The 16,092-nt window shown below is 62.4% G+C and carries 16 protein-coding genes and 1 tRNA gene; 5 read left to right on the forward strand and 12 right to left on the reverse strand.

Features of this window, described 5'->3' with window-relative positions; translation table 11 throughout:
• Positions 1–56: 56 nt before the first annotated feature.
• The 7 genes from ABQX22_RS24915 to ABQX22_RS24945 all read right to left on the reverse strand — a co-directional run bounded on the left by ABQX22_RS24915 (position 57) and on the right by ABQX22_RS24945 (position 4,330).
• On the reverse strand, positions 57–1,061 hold the full coding sequence (locus tag ABQX22_RS24915) for a glutathione S-transferase family protein (RefSeq protein ID WP_349802547.1): 1,005 nt from the start codon (positions 1,059–1,061) through the stop codon (positions 57–59).
• Between the two features lie 96 nt (positions 1,062–1,157).
• Positions 1,158–2,159, reverse strand: a complete 1,002-nt coding sequence (locus tag ABQX22_RS24920) for a glycosyl transferase family protein (RefSeq protein WP_349802548.1) — start codon at positions 2,157–2,159, stop codon at positions 1,158–1,160.
• Entirely contained in the window at positions 2,156–2,491 is a 336-nt protein-coding gene (locus tag ABQX22_RS24925) for a TusE/DsrC/DsvC family sulfur relay protein (RefSeq protein ID WP_349802549.1), read from the reverse strand. The genes ABQX22_RS24920 and ABQX22_RS24925 overlap by 4 nt, the downstream gene beginning before the upstream one ends.
• Positions 2,488–2,787, reverse strand: a complete 300-nt coding sequence (tusB, locus tag ABQX22_RS24930) for a sulfurtransferase complex subunit TusB (RefSeq protein WP_349802550.1) — start codon at positions 2,785–2,787, stop codon at positions 2,488–2,490. The genes ABQX22_RS24925 and tusB overlap by 4 nt, the downstream gene beginning before the upstream one ends.
• Positions 2,787–3,149, reverse strand: a complete 363-nt coding sequence (gene tusC, locus ABQX22_RS24935; RefSeq protein WP_349802551.1) for a sulfurtransferase complex subunit TusC — start codon at positions 3,147–3,149, stop codon at positions 2,787–2,789. Before tusC ends, tusB begins: the two co-directional genes overlap by 1 nt.
• 1 nt (position 3,150) lies before the next feature.
• Positions 3,151–3,543, reverse strand: coding sequence for a sulfurtransferase complex subunit TusD (tusD, locus tag ABQX22_RS24940; RefSeq protein WP_349802552.1), 393 nt, complete (start codon positions 3,541–3,543; stop codon positions 3,151–3,153).
• 115 nt (positions 3,544–3,658) lie between these two features.
• The gene (locus tag ABQX22_RS24945) at positions 3,659–4,330 is read right to left on the reverse strand and encodes a Bax inhibitor-1/YccA family protein (protein ID WP_349802553.1); all 672 of its coding nucleotides are present in this window, start codon (positions 4,328–4,330) and stop codon (positions 3,659–3,661) included.
• Positions 4,331–4,493: 163 nt separating this feature from the next.
• Between ABQX22_RS24945 and ABQX22_RS24950 the strand changes: the two genes are divergently transcribed.
• A tRNA-Ser gene (locus ABQX22_RS24950) sits at positions 4,494–4,584 on the forward strand.
• An 86-nt stretch (positions 4,585–4,670) separates the two neighbouring features.
• Here the strand turns inward: ABQX22_RS24950 and ABQX22_RS24955 are convergent.
• The 4 genes from ABQX22_RS24955 to ABQX22_RS24970 all read right to left on the reverse strand — a co-directional run bounded on the left by ABQX22_RS24955 (position 4,671) and on the right by ABQX22_RS24970 (position 9,372).
• Positions 4,671–6,152: an MmgE/PrpD family protein gene (locus ABQX22_RS24955; RefSeq protein WP_349802554.1), complete on the reverse strand. Its 1,482-nt coding sequence runs from the start codon at positions 6,150–6,152 to the stop codon at positions 4,671–4,673.
• A gap of 55 nt (positions 6,153–6,207) precedes the next feature.
• Positions 6,208–7,068 carry an amidohydrolase family protein gene (locus tag ABQX22_RS24960; RefSeq protein WP_349802555.1) on the reverse strand — a complete coding sequence of 287 codons (861 nt, stop codon included), beginning with the start codon at positions 7,066–7,068 and terminating at the stop codon, positions 6,208–6,210.
• Between the two features lie 15 nt (positions 7,069–7,083).
• Positions 7,084–8,430: a 2-hydroxycarboxylate transporter family protein gene (locus ABQX22_RS24965; protein WP_349802556.1), complete on the reverse strand. Its 1,347-nt coding sequence runs from the start codon at positions 8,428–8,430 to the stop codon at positions 7,084–7,086.
• Positions 8,431–8,511: 81 nt separating this feature from the next.
• On the reverse strand, positions 8,512–9,372 hold the full coding sequence (locus ABQX22_RS24970) for an HpcH/HpaI aldolase/citrate lyase family protein (RefSeq protein ID WP_349802557.1): 861 nt from the start codon (positions 9,370–9,372) through the stop codon (positions 8,512–8,514).
• A 123-nt stretch (positions 9,373–9,495) separates the two neighbouring features.
• On the opposite strand from ABQX22_RS24970, the gene ABQX22_RS24975 reads away from it, so the two are divergent.
• The 3 genes from ABQX22_RS24975 (at position 9,496) to ABQX22_RS24985 (ending at position 13,254) form a co-directional block, all read left to right on the forward strand.
• Positions 9,496–10,374, forward strand: a complete 879-nt coding sequence (locus ABQX22_RS24975; RefSeq protein WP_349802558.1) for a LysR family transcriptional regulator — start codon at positions 9,496–9,498, stop codon at positions 10,372–10,374.
• Positions 10,375–10,538: 164 nt separating this feature from the next.
• On the forward strand, positions 10,539–11,753 hold the full coding sequence (locus tag ABQX22_RS24980) for a CaiB/BaiF CoA transferase family protein (protein ID WP_349802559.1): 1,215 nt from the start codon (positions 10,539–10,541) through the stop codon (positions 11,751–11,753).
• 136 nt (positions 11,754–11,889) lie between these two features.
• Positions 11,890–13,254, forward strand: a complete 1,365-nt coding sequence (locus ABQX22_RS24985; RefSeq protein ID WP_349802560.1) for a short-chain fatty acid transporter — start codon at positions 11,890–11,892, stop codon at positions 13,252–13,254.
• Here ABQX22_RS24985 and ABQX22_RS24990 read toward each other — a convergent pair.
• Entirely contained in the window at positions 13,240–13,842 is a 603-nt protein-coding gene (locus ABQX22_RS24990) for a chemotaxis protein CheB (protein ID WP_349802561.1), read from the reverse strand. The genes ABQX22_RS24985 and ABQX22_RS24990 overlap by 15 nt on opposite strands.
• Before the next feature lie 218 nt (positions 13,843–14,060).
• Between ABQX22_RS24990 and ABQX22_RS24995 the strand changes: the two genes are divergently transcribed.
• Positions 14,061–15,626, forward strand: coding sequence for a sensor domain-containing diguanylate cyclase (locus ABQX22_RS24995; RefSeq protein WP_349802562.1), 1,566 nt, complete (start codon positions 14,061–14,063; stop codon positions 15,624–15,626).
• Positions 15,627–16,092: the final 466 nt, after the last annotated feature.

Genomic DNA, 16,092 nt, shown 5'->3' on the forward strand with positions numbered 1-16,092 from the left:
AAACCGTCATCGCAGCCTCGCACGGGCTCGTCAGCTCCTACAGGGGACTGCGTCAATCAGGTCTCGCGTGTCCAAACGCCCCGACCACTCAACCGCTCACGATCATGACCCGCGTTCAGATCCTGCTCCGGCCCCTTCGGCACGATACCGGTGGGGTTGATAGTGCTGTGGCTGGCGTAGTAGTGATGCTTGATGTGGTAGAAATCCACGGTCTGCGCCACACCCGGCCACTGGTACAGCTCACGCAGCCAGTTGCTCAGGTTCGGGTAATCCACGATCCGGCGCAGGTTGCATTTGAAGTGACCGTGATAAACCGCATCGAACCGCACGATGGTGGTGAATAGCCGAATGTCGGCTTCGGTCAGGTGCTCACCGGTCAGGTAGCGCTTTTCGCCCAGCAGCGTTTCAAGCGCATCCAGTTCGGCAAACACCTCATCGTACGCTTGCTCGTAAGCCCCTTGGGACGTGGCGAAGCCTGCGCGATAAACGCCGTTGTTCACCGCCGGGTAGATGCGGTCGTTCAGCTCATTGATGGACGACTGCAAGGCGTCCGGGTACAGGTCCAGACGATTGCCGGTCAGGTCGTCGAACGCCGAGTTGAACATGCGGATGATTTCGGCGGACTCATTGCTGACGATGCGCTGCAGCTTTTTGTCCCAGAGCAACGGCACGGTGACGCGCCCGGTGTAATCCGGGGTGTCGGCCAGATAGCGCTGATAGAAAAACTCATGACCGTCGAGGGCATCGCCGCTGGAGCCTTTTTCGGTGTCGAAGGTCCAGCCGTTTTCGCGCATCAGCCAGCTGACCACCGAGACGTCGATCAAGCCTTCCAGGCCCTTGAGCTTGCGATAGATGAGCGTGCGGTGGGCCCACGGACAGGCCAGCGAGACGTACAGGTGGTAGCGGCCGGCTTCGGCCTTGAAGCCGCCTTCGCCTGACGGTCCGGGTGTGCCATCGGCCGTGACCCAGTTTCGGCGTTGCGCCTGTTCACGCTGAAACGCCCCATCTTTGCTGCTTTCGTACCACTGGTCTTGCCAGCGCCCTTCGACGAGCAGGCCCATCTCAGTCTCCAAATGTTATGTACGTGCGTACCTTGGAGAACAGTCTAAGCAGATTCGTTCGAGGAAATAGCGCAAAGGGTGGGGTGCAATGATCGGCTAGATCGATCTATCCCGGTTGGCCCAGAACACGTCGGCTTGGGCGAACGCCTGCTCCCGGGTCAACCCCAGGCCGCGCAACGCCAGTGCCATGGTCGCAATCAGCGCCAATTGCGGATAACTGTCCTGCACTTCGCCTTTCCATAACGCCACGAGCTGCGCAGGGTCCAGCATTGCCGGTTTCACGTGGCGTCGATCCGACAGCGCCGGCCATTCCTCATCCCACGGTTGCCCCGCTGTGGTTCCGTAGAGATGGCTGATCGTGTCCGGATTGATTTCGACTTCGCCGCCATCGCCCTTGACCACAATCGCGTGGTCGCCCAACAGCGAACTGGCGTCTCGGTGCACGGCTTGATAACCCGGGTGAAAAATACTCTGCAAGCCACAGCGCGCGCCCAACGGATTGAGAATCCGCGCCAGCGAATGGATCGGCGAGCGCAGCCCCAGGGTGTTGCGCAGGTCAATCATGCGTTGCAACTGCGGCGCCCAATCGATCAGCGGGATGAACGCCAGGTTGCGTTGCTCCAGCGCTTCGCCCACCGCCTGCCAGTTGCGGCACAGCGGGATGCCCAGCAGGTCAAGCAGTTGTTCGCTGTACAGCCGCCCGGCGGTATGCGCGCCGCCGCCATGCATCAACACGCGCACACCGTTTTGCGACAGACACTTGGCCGCCAGCAAGTACCAGGGCAGGTGGCGTTTCTTGCCGGCGTAGGTCGGCCAGTCGATGTCCACGGCCAGCGGCGGGGCGTCCAGGCGCTCGCGCACCGCTTCGGTGAAGCCGGCCAACTCTTCGGCGCTTTCCTCTTTATGACGCAACAGCATCAAAAACGCACCCAGTTGCGTGTCTTCGACTTTTTCATCGAGGACCATGCCCATGGCTTCCCGGGCTTCTTCGCGGGTCATGTTGCGGGCGCCGCGCTTGCCCTTGCCGAGGATGCGCACGAATGGGGCAAATGGATGTTCGGTAGGCGTCTGGATGACGAGTGCAGTCGGGATGTTCATAGGCAATTGGTCGGCTTGGGCAGGCCCGCCAGCTTGGCGGCAAGTTTGGCGGGAGTGCCGTTGAACAGGCGATTGAGGTGCAGGCTGTTGCCTTTCTCGGTGCCGAGCTTGAGTGCGGTGTACTTGACCAGTGGGCGAGTGGCCGGGGACAGCTGGAATTCCTGGTAAAACTCACGTAGCAGCGTGAGGATTTCCCAGTGGTCAGGGGTCAGGACGATGTCTTCTTCCAGGGCCAGCGACTCGGCGACCTCGGGAGACCAGGCGTTCAGGTCCTCAAGGTAGCCGTCCTTGTCCAGCGAGAGCGTGCGGCCTTCGACGATGAGCTGTTTCATAGCCAGGTGTTGACCCGGTCGTACTGGATTGAAAGCTCGACGAAAGCACGGTAGTCGACGCACTTCGCCCAGCGAGGGACGAAGACACTGCGTGCCTTGATGTCTTCATCCAGCACGAACAGGTTCAGGTCGGGGACCCGTGATTCGAGTGCTTTGCGTGGAATGCTGGATTCCGCAAGGGCATAGGTCGCATCGCCGCACAGCAGGACGGCGTCGTTCGGTCCGAGCAGGCGCAGGCAGCTGGTCAGGCGAGTATCGGCAAAGGGCGAGTGCGACAGCACGTGTAAGGTCGACATCAGAGTGTGATCACCTGGTCATAGCGGTCAATGAGTGCGCCCATTTTCTGGTCATCCACCAACGTCAGCGATTCGATATTCAGTTTGTCCGGGAAGATGCCCCGGTCCCACAGGCTGGTGCCGCAGGCGTAAATATCCTCAACGCCGAACATCGCCAAGGCCTTGAGGTTGGCAACCAGGTCTTTCTGCTGCAACTGACTGGCGTCGTGACCAGATGAGAGCTGAAACACGCCGTCATCGAGAAACAACATCCCGACCGGCAAATCATAGGCGCCGCCCGCCAGCGCGATGTCCAGCGCCTCGCGAGCGCTCAGGCCGGACCAGGGCGCCTGCCGGCTAATGATCAGCAGTGATTTCGCCATGTCAGGGCCCTCCGAAGCAGATCAGTCGATCGGCCGATTGCACCGCATCGTGCAGCTGGCCAAGCCCGGACAACTCCCACGGCGCGGACAGATTGGCGGCCGGGCGGGCGTAACGATCGGCCTCCTCCTCATTGAGAACGCCTCGGCGCAAAGCGGCGGCGATGCACACCACGCCATCCAGCGCATGTTCAGTCACGAAGCTGCGCCACTGAGCGGCAATATCCTGTTCGTCCTGTGGTGCAACGACGTTGGCCGACGCGCTGTAGACGCCATCCTGATAGAAGAACAAGCGCACGATCTCATGTCCGCCCGCCAGCACAGCCTGGGCGAACAGCAGCGCGCGGCGCGAGGAGGGCGCGTGGGCGGCGGAATAAAGGGCGATGGCGAACTTCATGGGCGGCTCGGTCAGCGGGCTGGAGAGGAGAATGCACGCAATGATAAAGAATTCATGAACCCGAGACAGCAAAAAGCCCGCCGAAGCGGGCTTTTTGTTGATACGCGGTCGGTGATCAGTCGTCGCGGCTCATGATGCCGAAGATCTGCAACAGGCTGATGAACAGGTTGTAGATCGACACATACAGGCTGATCGTCGCCATGATGTAGTTACGTTCGCCGCCCTGGATGATCGCGCTGGTCTGGAACAGGATCGCTGCCGACGAGAACAGGACAAAACCTGCGCTGATCGCCAGTTGCAGGCCGCTGATCTGGAAGAACAGGCTGACCAGCACTGCGCCCATCAACACGAAGAAACCTGCGGTGATGAAACCGCCAAGGAAGCTCATGTCCTTGCGGGTGATAAGCACGTAAGCCGACAGGCCGCCGAACACCAGCGCGGTCATGGCGAACGCCGAACTGACCACTTCAGCACCGCCCTGCATACCCAGGTAGCGGTTCAGGATCGGGCCGAGGATGAAGCCCATGAAACCGGTCAGGGCGAAGGTCGACACGATGCCCCAGGCCGAATCACGAAGTTTGTTGGTAAGGAAGAACAGACCGTAGAAGCCGATCAGCACCACGAAGACGTTTGGGTAGCGGACATTCATCTGCTGAGCGACGAAGGCCATGACACCGCTGAAGACCAGGGTGAGGGCCAGAAGGCCGTAAGTGTTGCGCAGGACGCGGCTAACCTCTAGCTGCTCGACCTGCACGCGGTTGTTGACTGCGTAATCCTGTTCGCGCATGGCGCTACTCCTGATGGTTGAAATGTGAAGTTGCAAAGATCATAACAGAGCGATTGACGTGGGGTAGCCGGAGAGTTTGACAGCGTGTTTCATTCGGGTATTATGGCGCCCGCAACGAAAGGGGGGATATGGCTAGGCCATACTTCCACCGTTCGAAAGCATCGGGGAATTGGCAGAGTGGTTGAATGCACCGGTCTTGAAAACCGGCGAACGTTAATAGCGTTTCTAGGGTTCGAATCCCTAGTTCCCCGCCAAATCAGTGAATCAAGGGCTCAGAGCAATCTGGGCCCTTTTTTTGTGCCTGCCGGTAGGGGATGTCTGAATTCCCGGCTCATCGAGCTCACCCCACCGTCACCATATGCTTGAACAGCGCCTTCAAGTCCCGCTGCTGGTCAAGGTCCCACGCCAGTTGAAAGAACGCCCGGGACTGTTTCTCGGACCAGATTCCCTTGACCGAGCGCAGGAATTTTTCTTCTGTGCCCTGACGTTCCAGTGGCTTGCCGCCGAAGCCTGGGAGGTCATCGACCTGCTCGGTGATGACGCGACCGTCGTCCAGCGTCACGGTGACCCGGGTCGGCAGCCGTTGCGGGGACATCTTGGTCAGGGTCTCGTCTTCTTCCACCGTCAGCTTCTTCAATAATGCCACCAGGCGCGGGTCGTTCAGGGCGTCATCCGAATAACTGGAATCCTTGATCTCATGGTCGAGCATCGCCCGCACGACGATGTACGGCAGGCTGTGGTCGGCGGTTTCCCGGGTCTTGGGGGCGAATTTTTCCGGCGATTCGGCGGAGTACTGGTGACCGACATGGGAGGTGGCGATGACGATGGACGTGACCTTGTCCATGTCCGGGATGGCCTGGCCGACCTTCGTCGCGGCGGCAATCGCCGTTTGCAACAGCGCCTGGGCGGGGTAGGGTTTGATCTGGCAGTCGGCGATCCTGAACGTGCCGGACCGGCCGCCGAATTGCTCGGTGTCCAGGGTGAACGGCCCGGACACCTGCTTGAAGAACCCGGCGTTACCCTCGAACGCGGGCGCAGGCCCCGTCAGGCCGGCGCGGGCCAGTTGCGCGGCAAAGATGGCATTGCGTCCGGCTTCGGCGTCCGCCAGGCCTTTCCAGTTCGACAGCACCTGCAGGCGGGTCTGATTCATCGCCAGGTGCCCGGCCAATGACAGGTTGATGGCTTCAGTCAGCTGTTGGCTGGACAGCTTCATCAGCTTGCCGCTGGCCAGTGCGGCGGACGGCAGGCTGAAGTTGGGATGATCCCAGCCACGGGCGCTGATCTGTACCGTGTCCAGCAAGCGGCAGTCGATTTCATAGGCCAGCGCAATGGCCAGGATCAACGCCTGACCGGAGCTATTCTGCGCTTCGGCCACGGCCAGGCACGGCGTGATGTTGTCGCTGGGGTGCCCGACCTCTTTCCCCGCGTAGGAATCGTTCAGGTCGAAATAGCGCACCGCCGCGCCATTGGCAAAGGACGCCAGGTCCATGCTGGTTTTGCGCGTGCTGCCGATCAGCGTCGACACGCCGTCCGGTGTGGCCAGCGCGACCTCGCGGACTTTCTGCACCTGTGGCTGATTCAACGCCGCAATGGCGCACCCTATCGCATCGATGAAGTGCGCTTTCACACGCTCGACGATATCGGCGGGCAGATTGTTGTACTGCATCGCCGCCACGTAATCCGCCAGCTGTTGGGCGATGGTCGGGGCACCAGGCGCAGCGTCTTGCGAAGCGGTTTTATCCGCCGCGAAGGAAACAACCGGCATCAGCGCCAGGCAGGTCATTGCACCGAGCAGGCGGCGTCTATCGATCAGGTAGGGCATGAGCACTCCAACGGTTTTTATTGTTTTCAGGAACGAATCTGTCGGCCAGCCAGGGTCAGTCGGTGAAGCCGTAGAACAGGGCAGGGTTGTCCACCAGAAGGGTCTGCCGGTGCTCAACGGCCCAGTCACCCAGCAGATTGGCCAGTTGCGCATCGTCAGGCTTGTGTTGCTCGGTGATGTGCGGCCAGTCGCTGCCCCAGAACAGGCGGGTCGGCGCCCATTGCACCAGCTGTCGCGCGGTTTCCAGGGTCGGTGCGTAGGCGGGCGCGCCGCTGTCGCTGTTCAGGTACGCGCCGGACAGTTTGATCCAGGTGTTGCCGCCGTCCAGCCAGCGCTGCATCAACTGCGTAGCAGGATGGGCCAGACCTGCCTGCGGCGGCAGACGGCCCATGTGATCGATCACCAGCGGCGTCGGCAGGCTGGCGATCAGCCGTTCATGCGCCACCAGTTGATCGGCCGCCGCGTGCAGCTGGACATGCCAGCCCAGCTCCGCGATCCGTGCAGCCAATGGCGCCAGGGTGTCCCAGCTCGCCACGGCATTGCCGCTGTTCCACAGGCTGAAGCGCAGCCCGCGAACGCCGCCCTGATCCAGGCGCGCCAATTCAGCGTCGCTGATGTCGGGCGCGACCACGGCAATCCCCCGCGCCTGGCCTTGGCTGCGCGCGATGGCGTCCAGCAGGCAGGCATTGTCGAAGCCATAGTGCTTGGCCTGCACGATGACCGCGCGGCGGCAGCCCAGACGTTGTTGCAGCAGTCCGTAATCAGCCCAGGTCATTCCGGCCGGTGTTGGCGTACCGGCAATGGCGGGTGGGAAACGCGGATCGAGGATGTGCAGGTGGGCATCGCAGGCGTTGGTCGGCAACACGGGCTGCGGACGCTCGACACCGGTTGAATGAGGCACGGGTGAAGCATTCATGGGCAGGCTCCTGAATCAGGCGGGCGGCAGTTGCGAAAACAGCAGCAAGGCCAGCATCACGGTGATCGCGCCACCGATGCGGGTGGAAATCTGCGCGAAGGGCAGCAGTTGCATGCGATTGGCCGCTGTCAGGATCGCGATGTCGCCGGTGCCGCCCAGACCGCTGTGGCAACTGTTAACGATGCCGACTTCAATCGGGTACATGCCCAGCTTGCGCGCCATCACGCAGCCGGTCAGGACCAGTACGCTGATGGTGGTGACAATGGTCAGCAAATTACCCACGTGGAATGCCGAGCTCAACTCGCTCCAGTGGGTTACGGCGATGGAGTTGGCGAACAGCAGCGGGTAGGTGACGCAGGTGGTGAAAAACTTGAACAGCGTGCGGGCGCCGCTTTCCAGGCGTGCCGGTATCGCTTTGAGCAGCTTGAGCAACACCGCGAGAAACAGCATGCACACCGGGCCCGGCAAGCCGAACAGGGCGTGCATCATCACCCCGGCCAGGTACAGCGCAATGGCGCACATGCCGGCGGCGATGACATCGTTGACCAGCTCGCCGCTGTCCTGGCCGGTCGGGGCGATGACCGGCAATGCCTCGGCAGGTGTTTCCCCAAGCTGCAGGCGACCGTTGCCCGTCAGGTGGGGATAACGTTTGCCGATCAGGTCGAGCACTCCGCACATCATGATGGCGCACAGGTTGCCCAGCAGAATCACCGGCAGCAGCTGCGCCAGGATGCGTCCGGAGTCGACCCCCATGACTTCCCCGTAGCCGACGGACAGCGGAATGGCGCCTTCGCCAAGCCCCCCGCCCATTACCGGAATGATCACGAAAAACAGCACCTGGCGCAGCGGCATGCCACAGGCCACGCCCACCGCCGTACCGGCTGCCAGGGCCAGCACCGAGCCCACCACCAGCGGCAGGAAAATCTTGGCGAAGCCTTTGATGATCAGCTCGCGGTCCATGGTGAAGATACTCCCGACCACCACGGCCGAGACGAACAGGTAAATGAAGTTGCTGGCTTTGGTGAAGTCAGTCACCGGCTTGATCAGGTCGGCGTGGACCCAGCCGAGGCTGACCAGGTAGGACGGCAGGAAGGCGGAGACAATCGCCGCGCCGCCCATCTTGCCGAGCAGCGGGATGCGTTTGCCGATCTCGGCACAGGTCGCACCGCCCATGCCGATCACCGCAATCATGATCGGCAGGTCGGATTTAAGCTCGCCGGTGAGGATCAGACCCATGATCAACAGGGACAGCGGGATGTAAATGATCAGGGGAATGAACCCGACCCGCACCTGCATCCAGAACGCCGCAGTGCTGGCCGGCGAACGGGGGGAGGGCGTGGCGAGTGGTTCGGCGTTGTGCATAGCCACCTCTTTATTGTTGTTGTCGACGCGGCATCGAATGGCCACGTTCGGGTCTTGCTTGGATCTGCCTGAGGGGTGGGGCTAGCTCACCAGCCCGGCATCGCGTGCCTGGGTCAGGAGGGTTTGAGCACTGCGCACGAACGGTCCGTCCACCATCTGGCCATCGACCATATAAGCGCCGATGCCCGCCGCTTCGGCCTTGGCGGCTGCCTCCACGACCCGCAGGGCATGAGCGATCTGATCGGCGTCGGGGACAAACGCCTGATTGGCCAGCTCGATCTGCGAAGGATGAATACAGGACTTGCCGACGTACCCCAGCTGCCTGGCCGTCTTGGCTTCAGCGGCGAAACCGTCGGGATCGTTGACCCGGGCGAAGGCCGAGTCGTAAGTCGCTACACCGGCTTCGCCCGCCGCCAGGCGCAGGGTCAGGCGGATCTGATGCAGCGTCCACGGGTCCTTGCGGTCAATGCCCAACGGTTCGAGCAAGTCGGCCAGACCCAATTGCAAGCCGCAGACCCTGGGACTGGCCGCTGCAATGGCGGCCGCATGGCGCAGGCCTTTGGGGGATTCGATGGTGGCCAGAATCGCAATCGGCACGCTGATGCCGCGTTCGGCTTCCAGTTCGTCCAGACGGCGGGCGAGGGCGTTGATCTGCGCGGCGGATTCCACTTTCGGCAGGTTGATCACCTGCACGGACGCGCTCACCAGGGTGGTGAGGTCATTTTCATAGTAGGGCGAGAACTGATCATTGACCCGAACCACCACGGTTTTGCCGGTGGGCTCAAGGGTGCGAAGAAAGTCGGACAGTTGCTGGCGCGCGCTGTCTTTGGCGCTGGGGTCGACGGCGTCTTCCAGGTCGAAGCTGACCGCGTCTGCCTGGGAGGCCAAGGCCTTGGCGAAAAGTTCGGGGCGCGACCCGGGCACGAAGAGTTTGCTGCGCATTGACGGTCCTCGGTGTTGTTCTTATAGGCCGCGCCTGGGCAGGCGGGGCGGTCTTATATTGCAAAGCGCAGGAAGATAACTAAAGTGAGTATTACTTGAATTAGAGTCCAAAAAATATTCACTATGGATACCCGATACCTCGAAAGTTTTCTTCAGGTCGCCCGTCTGGGGTCCACGGCCGCCGCAGCGCGCGCGCTCAATCTCACCCCGACCGCCGTGGCGCAGCGGATCAAGGCGCTGGAGCACGAAATCGGCGCGACGCTGCTGACCCGGGCCGGGCGCAACATGCAGGCCACCGCCGCAGGTCTGGCGCTGATCGAGCCCGCCGGTGAGCTGGTTCGTCGAACCCGGGACCTGAGCGCCATCGCGGCGCTGGACGTCATTGCCGGCGATCTGCGCATCGGCTGCATTTCCACGGCGCTGGCGTATCTGGTGCCCCGGGTGCTGGCCACACTCATCGAACGCCACAAGCATCTGCACACCCACCTTGAGCCTGCGGTCTCCACCGAGCTGTATCGCAAGGTCGTGGCCGGTGACATCGACGTCGGCCTGATGGTGCGGCCTGCGTTCGAGCTGCCCAAGGAATTCACCTGGCGACCGCTGCGCGATGAGCCTTTCATCGTGCTGGCACCGGCGGCGCTGGCCGGCCGCGAGGCGCACCACGTGCTGGGCGCCGAGCCCTTTATCCGCTATCACCGCCGCTCTTGGGGCGGACTGCTGGCCGACCGTTACCTACTGGAATCAGGCATTTCGCCCAAAGAGCGTTTCGAGATCGACGCGCTGGACGCCATCGCTGCCATGGTCGGTGGCGGGCTGGGGGTATCGCTGGTGCCGCGCTGGCAGCCGTTGCACGCCAACCTCGACGCGCTGGCGCAACTGCCGCTCCCCGGTGCCGGTCTGCAACGACCGATTGGCCTGCTCTGGAAGCGCAACTCGGCCAAGGTCAAGCTGATCAGCGCGTTTTGCGACGTGCTGTACGAGGAGAGTCATACCCAGGAATAATCCAGTTTTATTTCACTCTGAAGCCACTGAAAACTATTTTTAATCTTGTGTCCCAGCGCTCAGACTTTGTTTCATCGCTGTGTCCCTGCCGTTGTCGAGGCCTGAGGTTCAAGGTCGCGAGTGCGGGGGCGCCGTACGAATAAAAAGCACTGCGGAGACTGATCATGAGCGAGCGCCTCACCCCCTCTTCACGCCTTGAACGCCCGGGACCGATAGGTCCGTTGAGCGGCGTCAAGGTGCTGGACCTGAGCGCCTACATCGCGGGCCCCTATGGCTGTTCACTGCTGGCCGACCAGGGCGCCGACGTGATCAAGATCGAACCGCCCACCGGCGACAATCTGCGCAAATACCCCTCGACCCTGGCCAGCGAGAGCCGCGCATTTCTCGGCGTCAACCGCAGCAAACTGGGGGTGGTGCTCGACCTCAAGCGGCCTGAAGGGCTGCAGACCCTCCATGCGCTGGTGCGCGACGCCGATGTGCTGGTGCATAACTTTCGCCCCAGCGTGCCGGATCGGCTGGGCATCGGCTACGAGCAGCTCAAGGCGCTCAATCCGCGTCTGATCTACTGCGCGGTGACCGGGTACGGCGAAAGCGGTCCGTTGAAAGACAAGGCCGGTTACGACCAGGTGCTGCAAACCATGACCGGGATGTGCGCGGCGCAGAGCAAACCCGATGGGCCGCCGGAAGTGCTGTACGGTTCGGTGGTGGACTATTACGCGGCCGCCCTGGTGGCGGGCGGTGTGTCCTCGGCGCTGTTCGAGCGTGAAAAGACCGGCGAAGGCCAGTACGTCGGCGTGTCGTTGTTGCGCAGCGCCTTGACCATGCAATCGGCCAGGCTGATCTGGGCCGAAGGCGAGCCCGCGCAGATGGACCGTGACATGCGCTCCGGCGGGATCACCGGGATTCATCCGACCCGGGAAGGGCATTTGTATCTGTCGGCCAACACCCCGCATTTCTGGCAGGCGCTGTGCGAGAAGACCGGGCTGCTGAACCTGCTCGACGCGCGCTACGACAGCGTGCGCAGGCGCGCCGAACACCACGCGGTCATCGTGCCGCAGCTGCATGCGGCGTTGCAGGCGCGGACCGCGCTGGAGTGGGAAGTCGAATTCGGCGACGCCGTGCCGTGTGCGGCGGCGCGGCGAATCGAAGACATGTTCGATCATCCGCAAAGCCAGGCCGAAGACTTGATCGCCGACTATCAGCATCCGGTGGTGGGCCATTACCGTGGTTTCACCCGGCCGATTCGCTATGGCCGCACGCCAGGCCCTCAGCCGTTCGCCGCACCGGCGTTCGGCCAGGATTCCGATCAGGTCCTGCGCGCACACGGTTTCACCGACGAGCAAATCAGCGGTCTGCGCGACTGTGGAGCGCTGCTGTAAGCCGATCATGGTTGTACACCCGGCGCCTGGGGCGCCCCTGCATAGTTGTCCATAACAATCACAATAGGATTCATCTCATGCCAATCGACCTGGAGCAAAACCCGGGCTTGCCCCGCCTTGCGCGGAGATCCCGCCCATGACCCTTCCCCTGAGCAGACCCCGCAGCCTGCGCACGCGGCTTACGGACAACACGATCCGGGTGTTTGAACGCACCATCCCCGATCCCTTCGTGCTGGCGGTGTTCCTGACCTTTGTGATTGCCCTCGGCGCGCTGATCTGGGGGCCGCAGGCGTCGGCCACCACCATCCTGTCCGGCTGGTACAAAGGCTTTTTCAACATTTTCACGTTTGCCCTGCAGATCACCCTGGTCTTGGTTTTGGGCCATGCGCTGGCCCACGCACCCATCGTGCAACGTTTCTTCACCCGGTTGATCAGCCTGGCGCGGACCCCGGCCCAGGCCGGCGCGCTGATCTTTGTCAGCGTCGCGGTGACTTCGTTTTTCAACTGGGGCTTTGGCCTGGTGATGAGTGCGCTGCTGGCGCGGGAAATCGCCAAACGCATGCACGTGGATTTTGCGTGGATTGTGGCGGCAGGGTTTTCCGGCTGGGTGGTGTGGGCCGGTGGTTTGTCGAGTTCCATTGTGCTGGCGCAGTCCACCGCGGGCAGCCCGATGAACGTAGTGGAGAAAGTGACCGGGCAGGTGCTGGGCCTGAGCGACATGGTGTTCGCGCCCTTCAACCTGGTGCCCAATCTGGTGATGCTGCTGGTCATCCCCTTCGTGCTGGCGGTGCTGCGCCCGCGCGGCGATGACGTCATCGCACTGGACATCACCCAACACCCGGACCCCGTACCCGAGCGCAAGCCTGAAGGGCCGTGGACGTTTGCCCAGCGCCTGGAATATTCATGGCTCGGCAGCGTACTGATGGGCGGCGGCGGGGTGGCCGTGATGGTCTTCGCCTACTTCGGGCAACTGCCGTTCACGGGTGTGAACGCGGTGATTTTCGTGATGTTTACCGCCGGCATCCTGCTGCACCGTTACCCGCTGGCGTACGCCAATGCGGTGAAGAATGCGGCTAGGCAAAGTGGCTCAATGATGCTGCAGTACCCGCTGTACGGCGGGCTGATGGGCATCATGGAAGCCACCGGTCTGCCTGGCGTGATCGCCAACTCGTTCGTGGCGATCTCCAACGAACACACGCTGCCGTTCTGGAGCTACATCTGCTCGCTGGTGGTGACGTTTCTGATTCCCAGCGGCGGCGGGCATTGGGCGGTGCAGGGGCCTTTCGTGATTCCGGCTGCGGTAACGCTGCATGCGTCCCTGCCCGGCACCACGATGGCGGTGGCCATGGGCGAGCAAGTGTCCAACATGCTCCAACCTTTCTGGGCCGCGCCCGTGGTGGCCATGGCCGGCGTCGGTGTCCAGCGCGTGCTGGGTTTCACATTCGCGACGTTTCTGGTCGGCGCCGTGGTCTATGGGGCCTCGTTGCTACTGCTTTTGTAGCGGGACAGGCGCGAGCCGGGTCGCCACTGCCTCCTGCAGCTGAGCGCTGATTCGCGAGGCCGGGACCTGCTCATCCGGGTCGTCAAAGCGCAGCGCGTTCTCAGGCATGCCCGGCTTCGCGGCTTCGGAGATTTCCTGAATGATGTTCCACCCGCCCGCCTCGGTGATGGCAATGGCGCCTTGGGTGCCGTCCTCTCCACTGCCCGACAGGATGATGCTGATCACTTTGTCGCCGTACGCCGCTGCGGCGCTTGCGAAGAGGGTGTCGACTTCCTGGTGGACCGGGTAGGGCGTCGGCTTGGTGCTCAGGCGAATGACACCCGGTGTCTCGATTTCCAGGTGGCTGGCCTGCGGCGCAATGTAGATGTGCCCCGCTTTGATGGTGCAGCCTTCTTCGGCGTAGGCCACCGGCCAGTGGGTGTAGCGGCCCAGCACCGTTGGCAGGTCCAGCGTGCGGTCCGGCGAGCCGTGCACCACCACGAGGATGGCGGCAGGCAGCCCGGCGGCCAGGCCGGCGAATATCGAACGTAGTGCCTCCATACTGCCCATGGCGCCGCCGATGACGATGATGTTCTTTGGATTGTCCATAAATGCCCCTGATACCCGGCCTCTGTCACATCAAAGGTCGAGGCTGAGAAGGTGATCGGGATTCCTTTCATCCCGCTTCTTATCTGACGGGGGCGGGGCCGGGTAGGTTCAGCGTTTGCGTCGCATCAAAGGGTTGAAGTGGACGTTGGCGTGGCCTTTTGCTAGCTTCGCTGATCGCTGACACGTCAAGTCCGGCGCAGCCGCTGGAAACTCCCTCAATGTTGACGACTCGCCGCCGGTCCATCGTAGTGTTCATGATTTTCGCCGTCGGCCTGGTCGCGCTGTCGGCGGGATTGCTGCTGCGTTCCGAGACCCAGCGCCGGCGGGCTCAATTTTCGGAGTATGCGCAGACGGTCGCCTCGCAAGTGGGCAACTTCCTGGACACCAACGATGCCGTGCTGGCGGGCTTTTCGGCGTTTCTCCAGGCGGTTGACCGAAGCGACACCCAGTCGACCTCCCGTTACGCCGCTGTGGTGATGTCGGCCTACCCGCACATTTATATGATTGAAGTGGCACGGGCGGTCAGCATTGCGGACGAAGAGGAAGTAGCGTCCGTGTTGCGCAGGACCTGGCAACCGGAGTTTCATCTCAAGCCGTTTCCGGGCATGGACGTTTCGTCGCCTGACCTGCAGACGTTTCTGACGGAAACCTGGCCGATCATGTTCATGTACCCGGTCTATCCCCAGTCCAGCGCTATTTATGGCGTGCGGCTGGAAACGGTGCCTTATCTGTCGCACACCCTTGCCCGCACGGTGAACAACACCCGACCCATCGCCTCGCCGGTGTTCGAGATGTACGAAGGGGGGCGCGCCTACATTCTCATGCAGTCCGTCAGGCGGGCGGCCGGGAGCGGAAATCCTGCACTGCCGAACTTTTTCGGCAGCACCATGGTTGCGCTGCTGCTGATCAAGACCGATGCGTTTGTGGACGTCATCCCGCGGTTGTCCGAACAGCCCCTTGTGAGTGTCAGCGCGATGATGAAGACCGGCATGGACGCCGAAAGCCGGATAGCGTTCCAGCAGGCAGACCTCGCGGGCTGGCTGGATCACCGGCTGCTGCCGCTGTGGGCCGAGCGGGTCGAGGCCAAAAGTACGTCGCAGCCCATCACATTGGAATTCGAGCGGCAACTGCGTTTTGCCGACCTCCTCAGCACCGAAACCCTGATCGTCCTCACGCTGCTGCTGGCCGCATTGATTGCCGTGCCTGCGGCACTGGTGCGGCATTTCGCGGCGATTTCAACCGCTGACGCCGAGCACCAGCGCGCAGCGTACCTGGCCACTCATGACGTGCTGACGCAACTGCCCAACCGTTTTCTGCTGGTGGATCAATTTGACCAGGCGCTGGAAGAATGGCGCCGTCGCCAAACACAGTTCGCCGTGCTGCTGATCGACCTGGATCACTTCAAGCGGATCAACGACCAGCACGGGCATGCCGTTGGTGATCAGGTGCTGCAGGTGATCGCCGCCCGCATGCTGGAGGCCACGGGCACCCGTGACACGGTGGCCCGTTACGGTGGCGACGAGTTTGTGGTGTTGATGCCTCACCTGTTGGAGACGGACAGTGCCGAGGACACGGCTATCCATGTGCTCGCCGCCATCGAAAAACCGATCGTGACAGCGGCGGGGGTGTTGTCGGTCTCGTGCAGCGTAGGCATTTCCATCTGCCCGTTACACGGCCAGGACCTGGACGGCATGCTCAAAGCCGCAGACCAGGCCATGTATGACGTCAAGCAAATGGGGCGGCGTGGCACCGCCATGGCCAAACCGGTGCCTCAGGACGTGTGACGCCAGAGGCCAATTCGCCTGAGCGCACGCCGATCCGCTTCTGCCGAAGGCGTGGGTGAGTGCGCCGATCCGCTTCTACGGAAGGCGTGGGTGCTTATGCCGATCCGCTTCTGCCGAAGGCGTGGGAGCGTGGCTTGTCCCGCGATCTGGTTCGCAGCGCCAGTAAAACCTGCGGATGCGGTTCACCTGGGAGAACTCCGGGGTCTGATTCAGGACTGCTGCGCAGCCCATCGCGAGCAAGCTGCGCTCCCACGGCTTCCGGCCAGAATCAAAAGCCTGAGCGTACCCGGTCTGTTTCTGCCGAAGGGTGGGTGCGTGTGCAGATCTGCTTCTGCCGAAGGCGTGGGAGCGTGGCTTGTCCCGCGATCTGGTGCGCAGCGCCAGCAAAACCTGCGGATGCGGTTCACCTGGGAGAACTCCGGGGTCTGATTCAGGACTGCTGCGCAGCCCATCGCGAGCAAGCTGC

The organism is Xanthomonas sp. WHRI 1810A, assembly GCF_040202885.1.
GTDB lineage: Bacteria > Pseudomonadota > Gammaproteobacteria > Pseudomonadales > Pseudomonadaceae > Aquipseudomonas.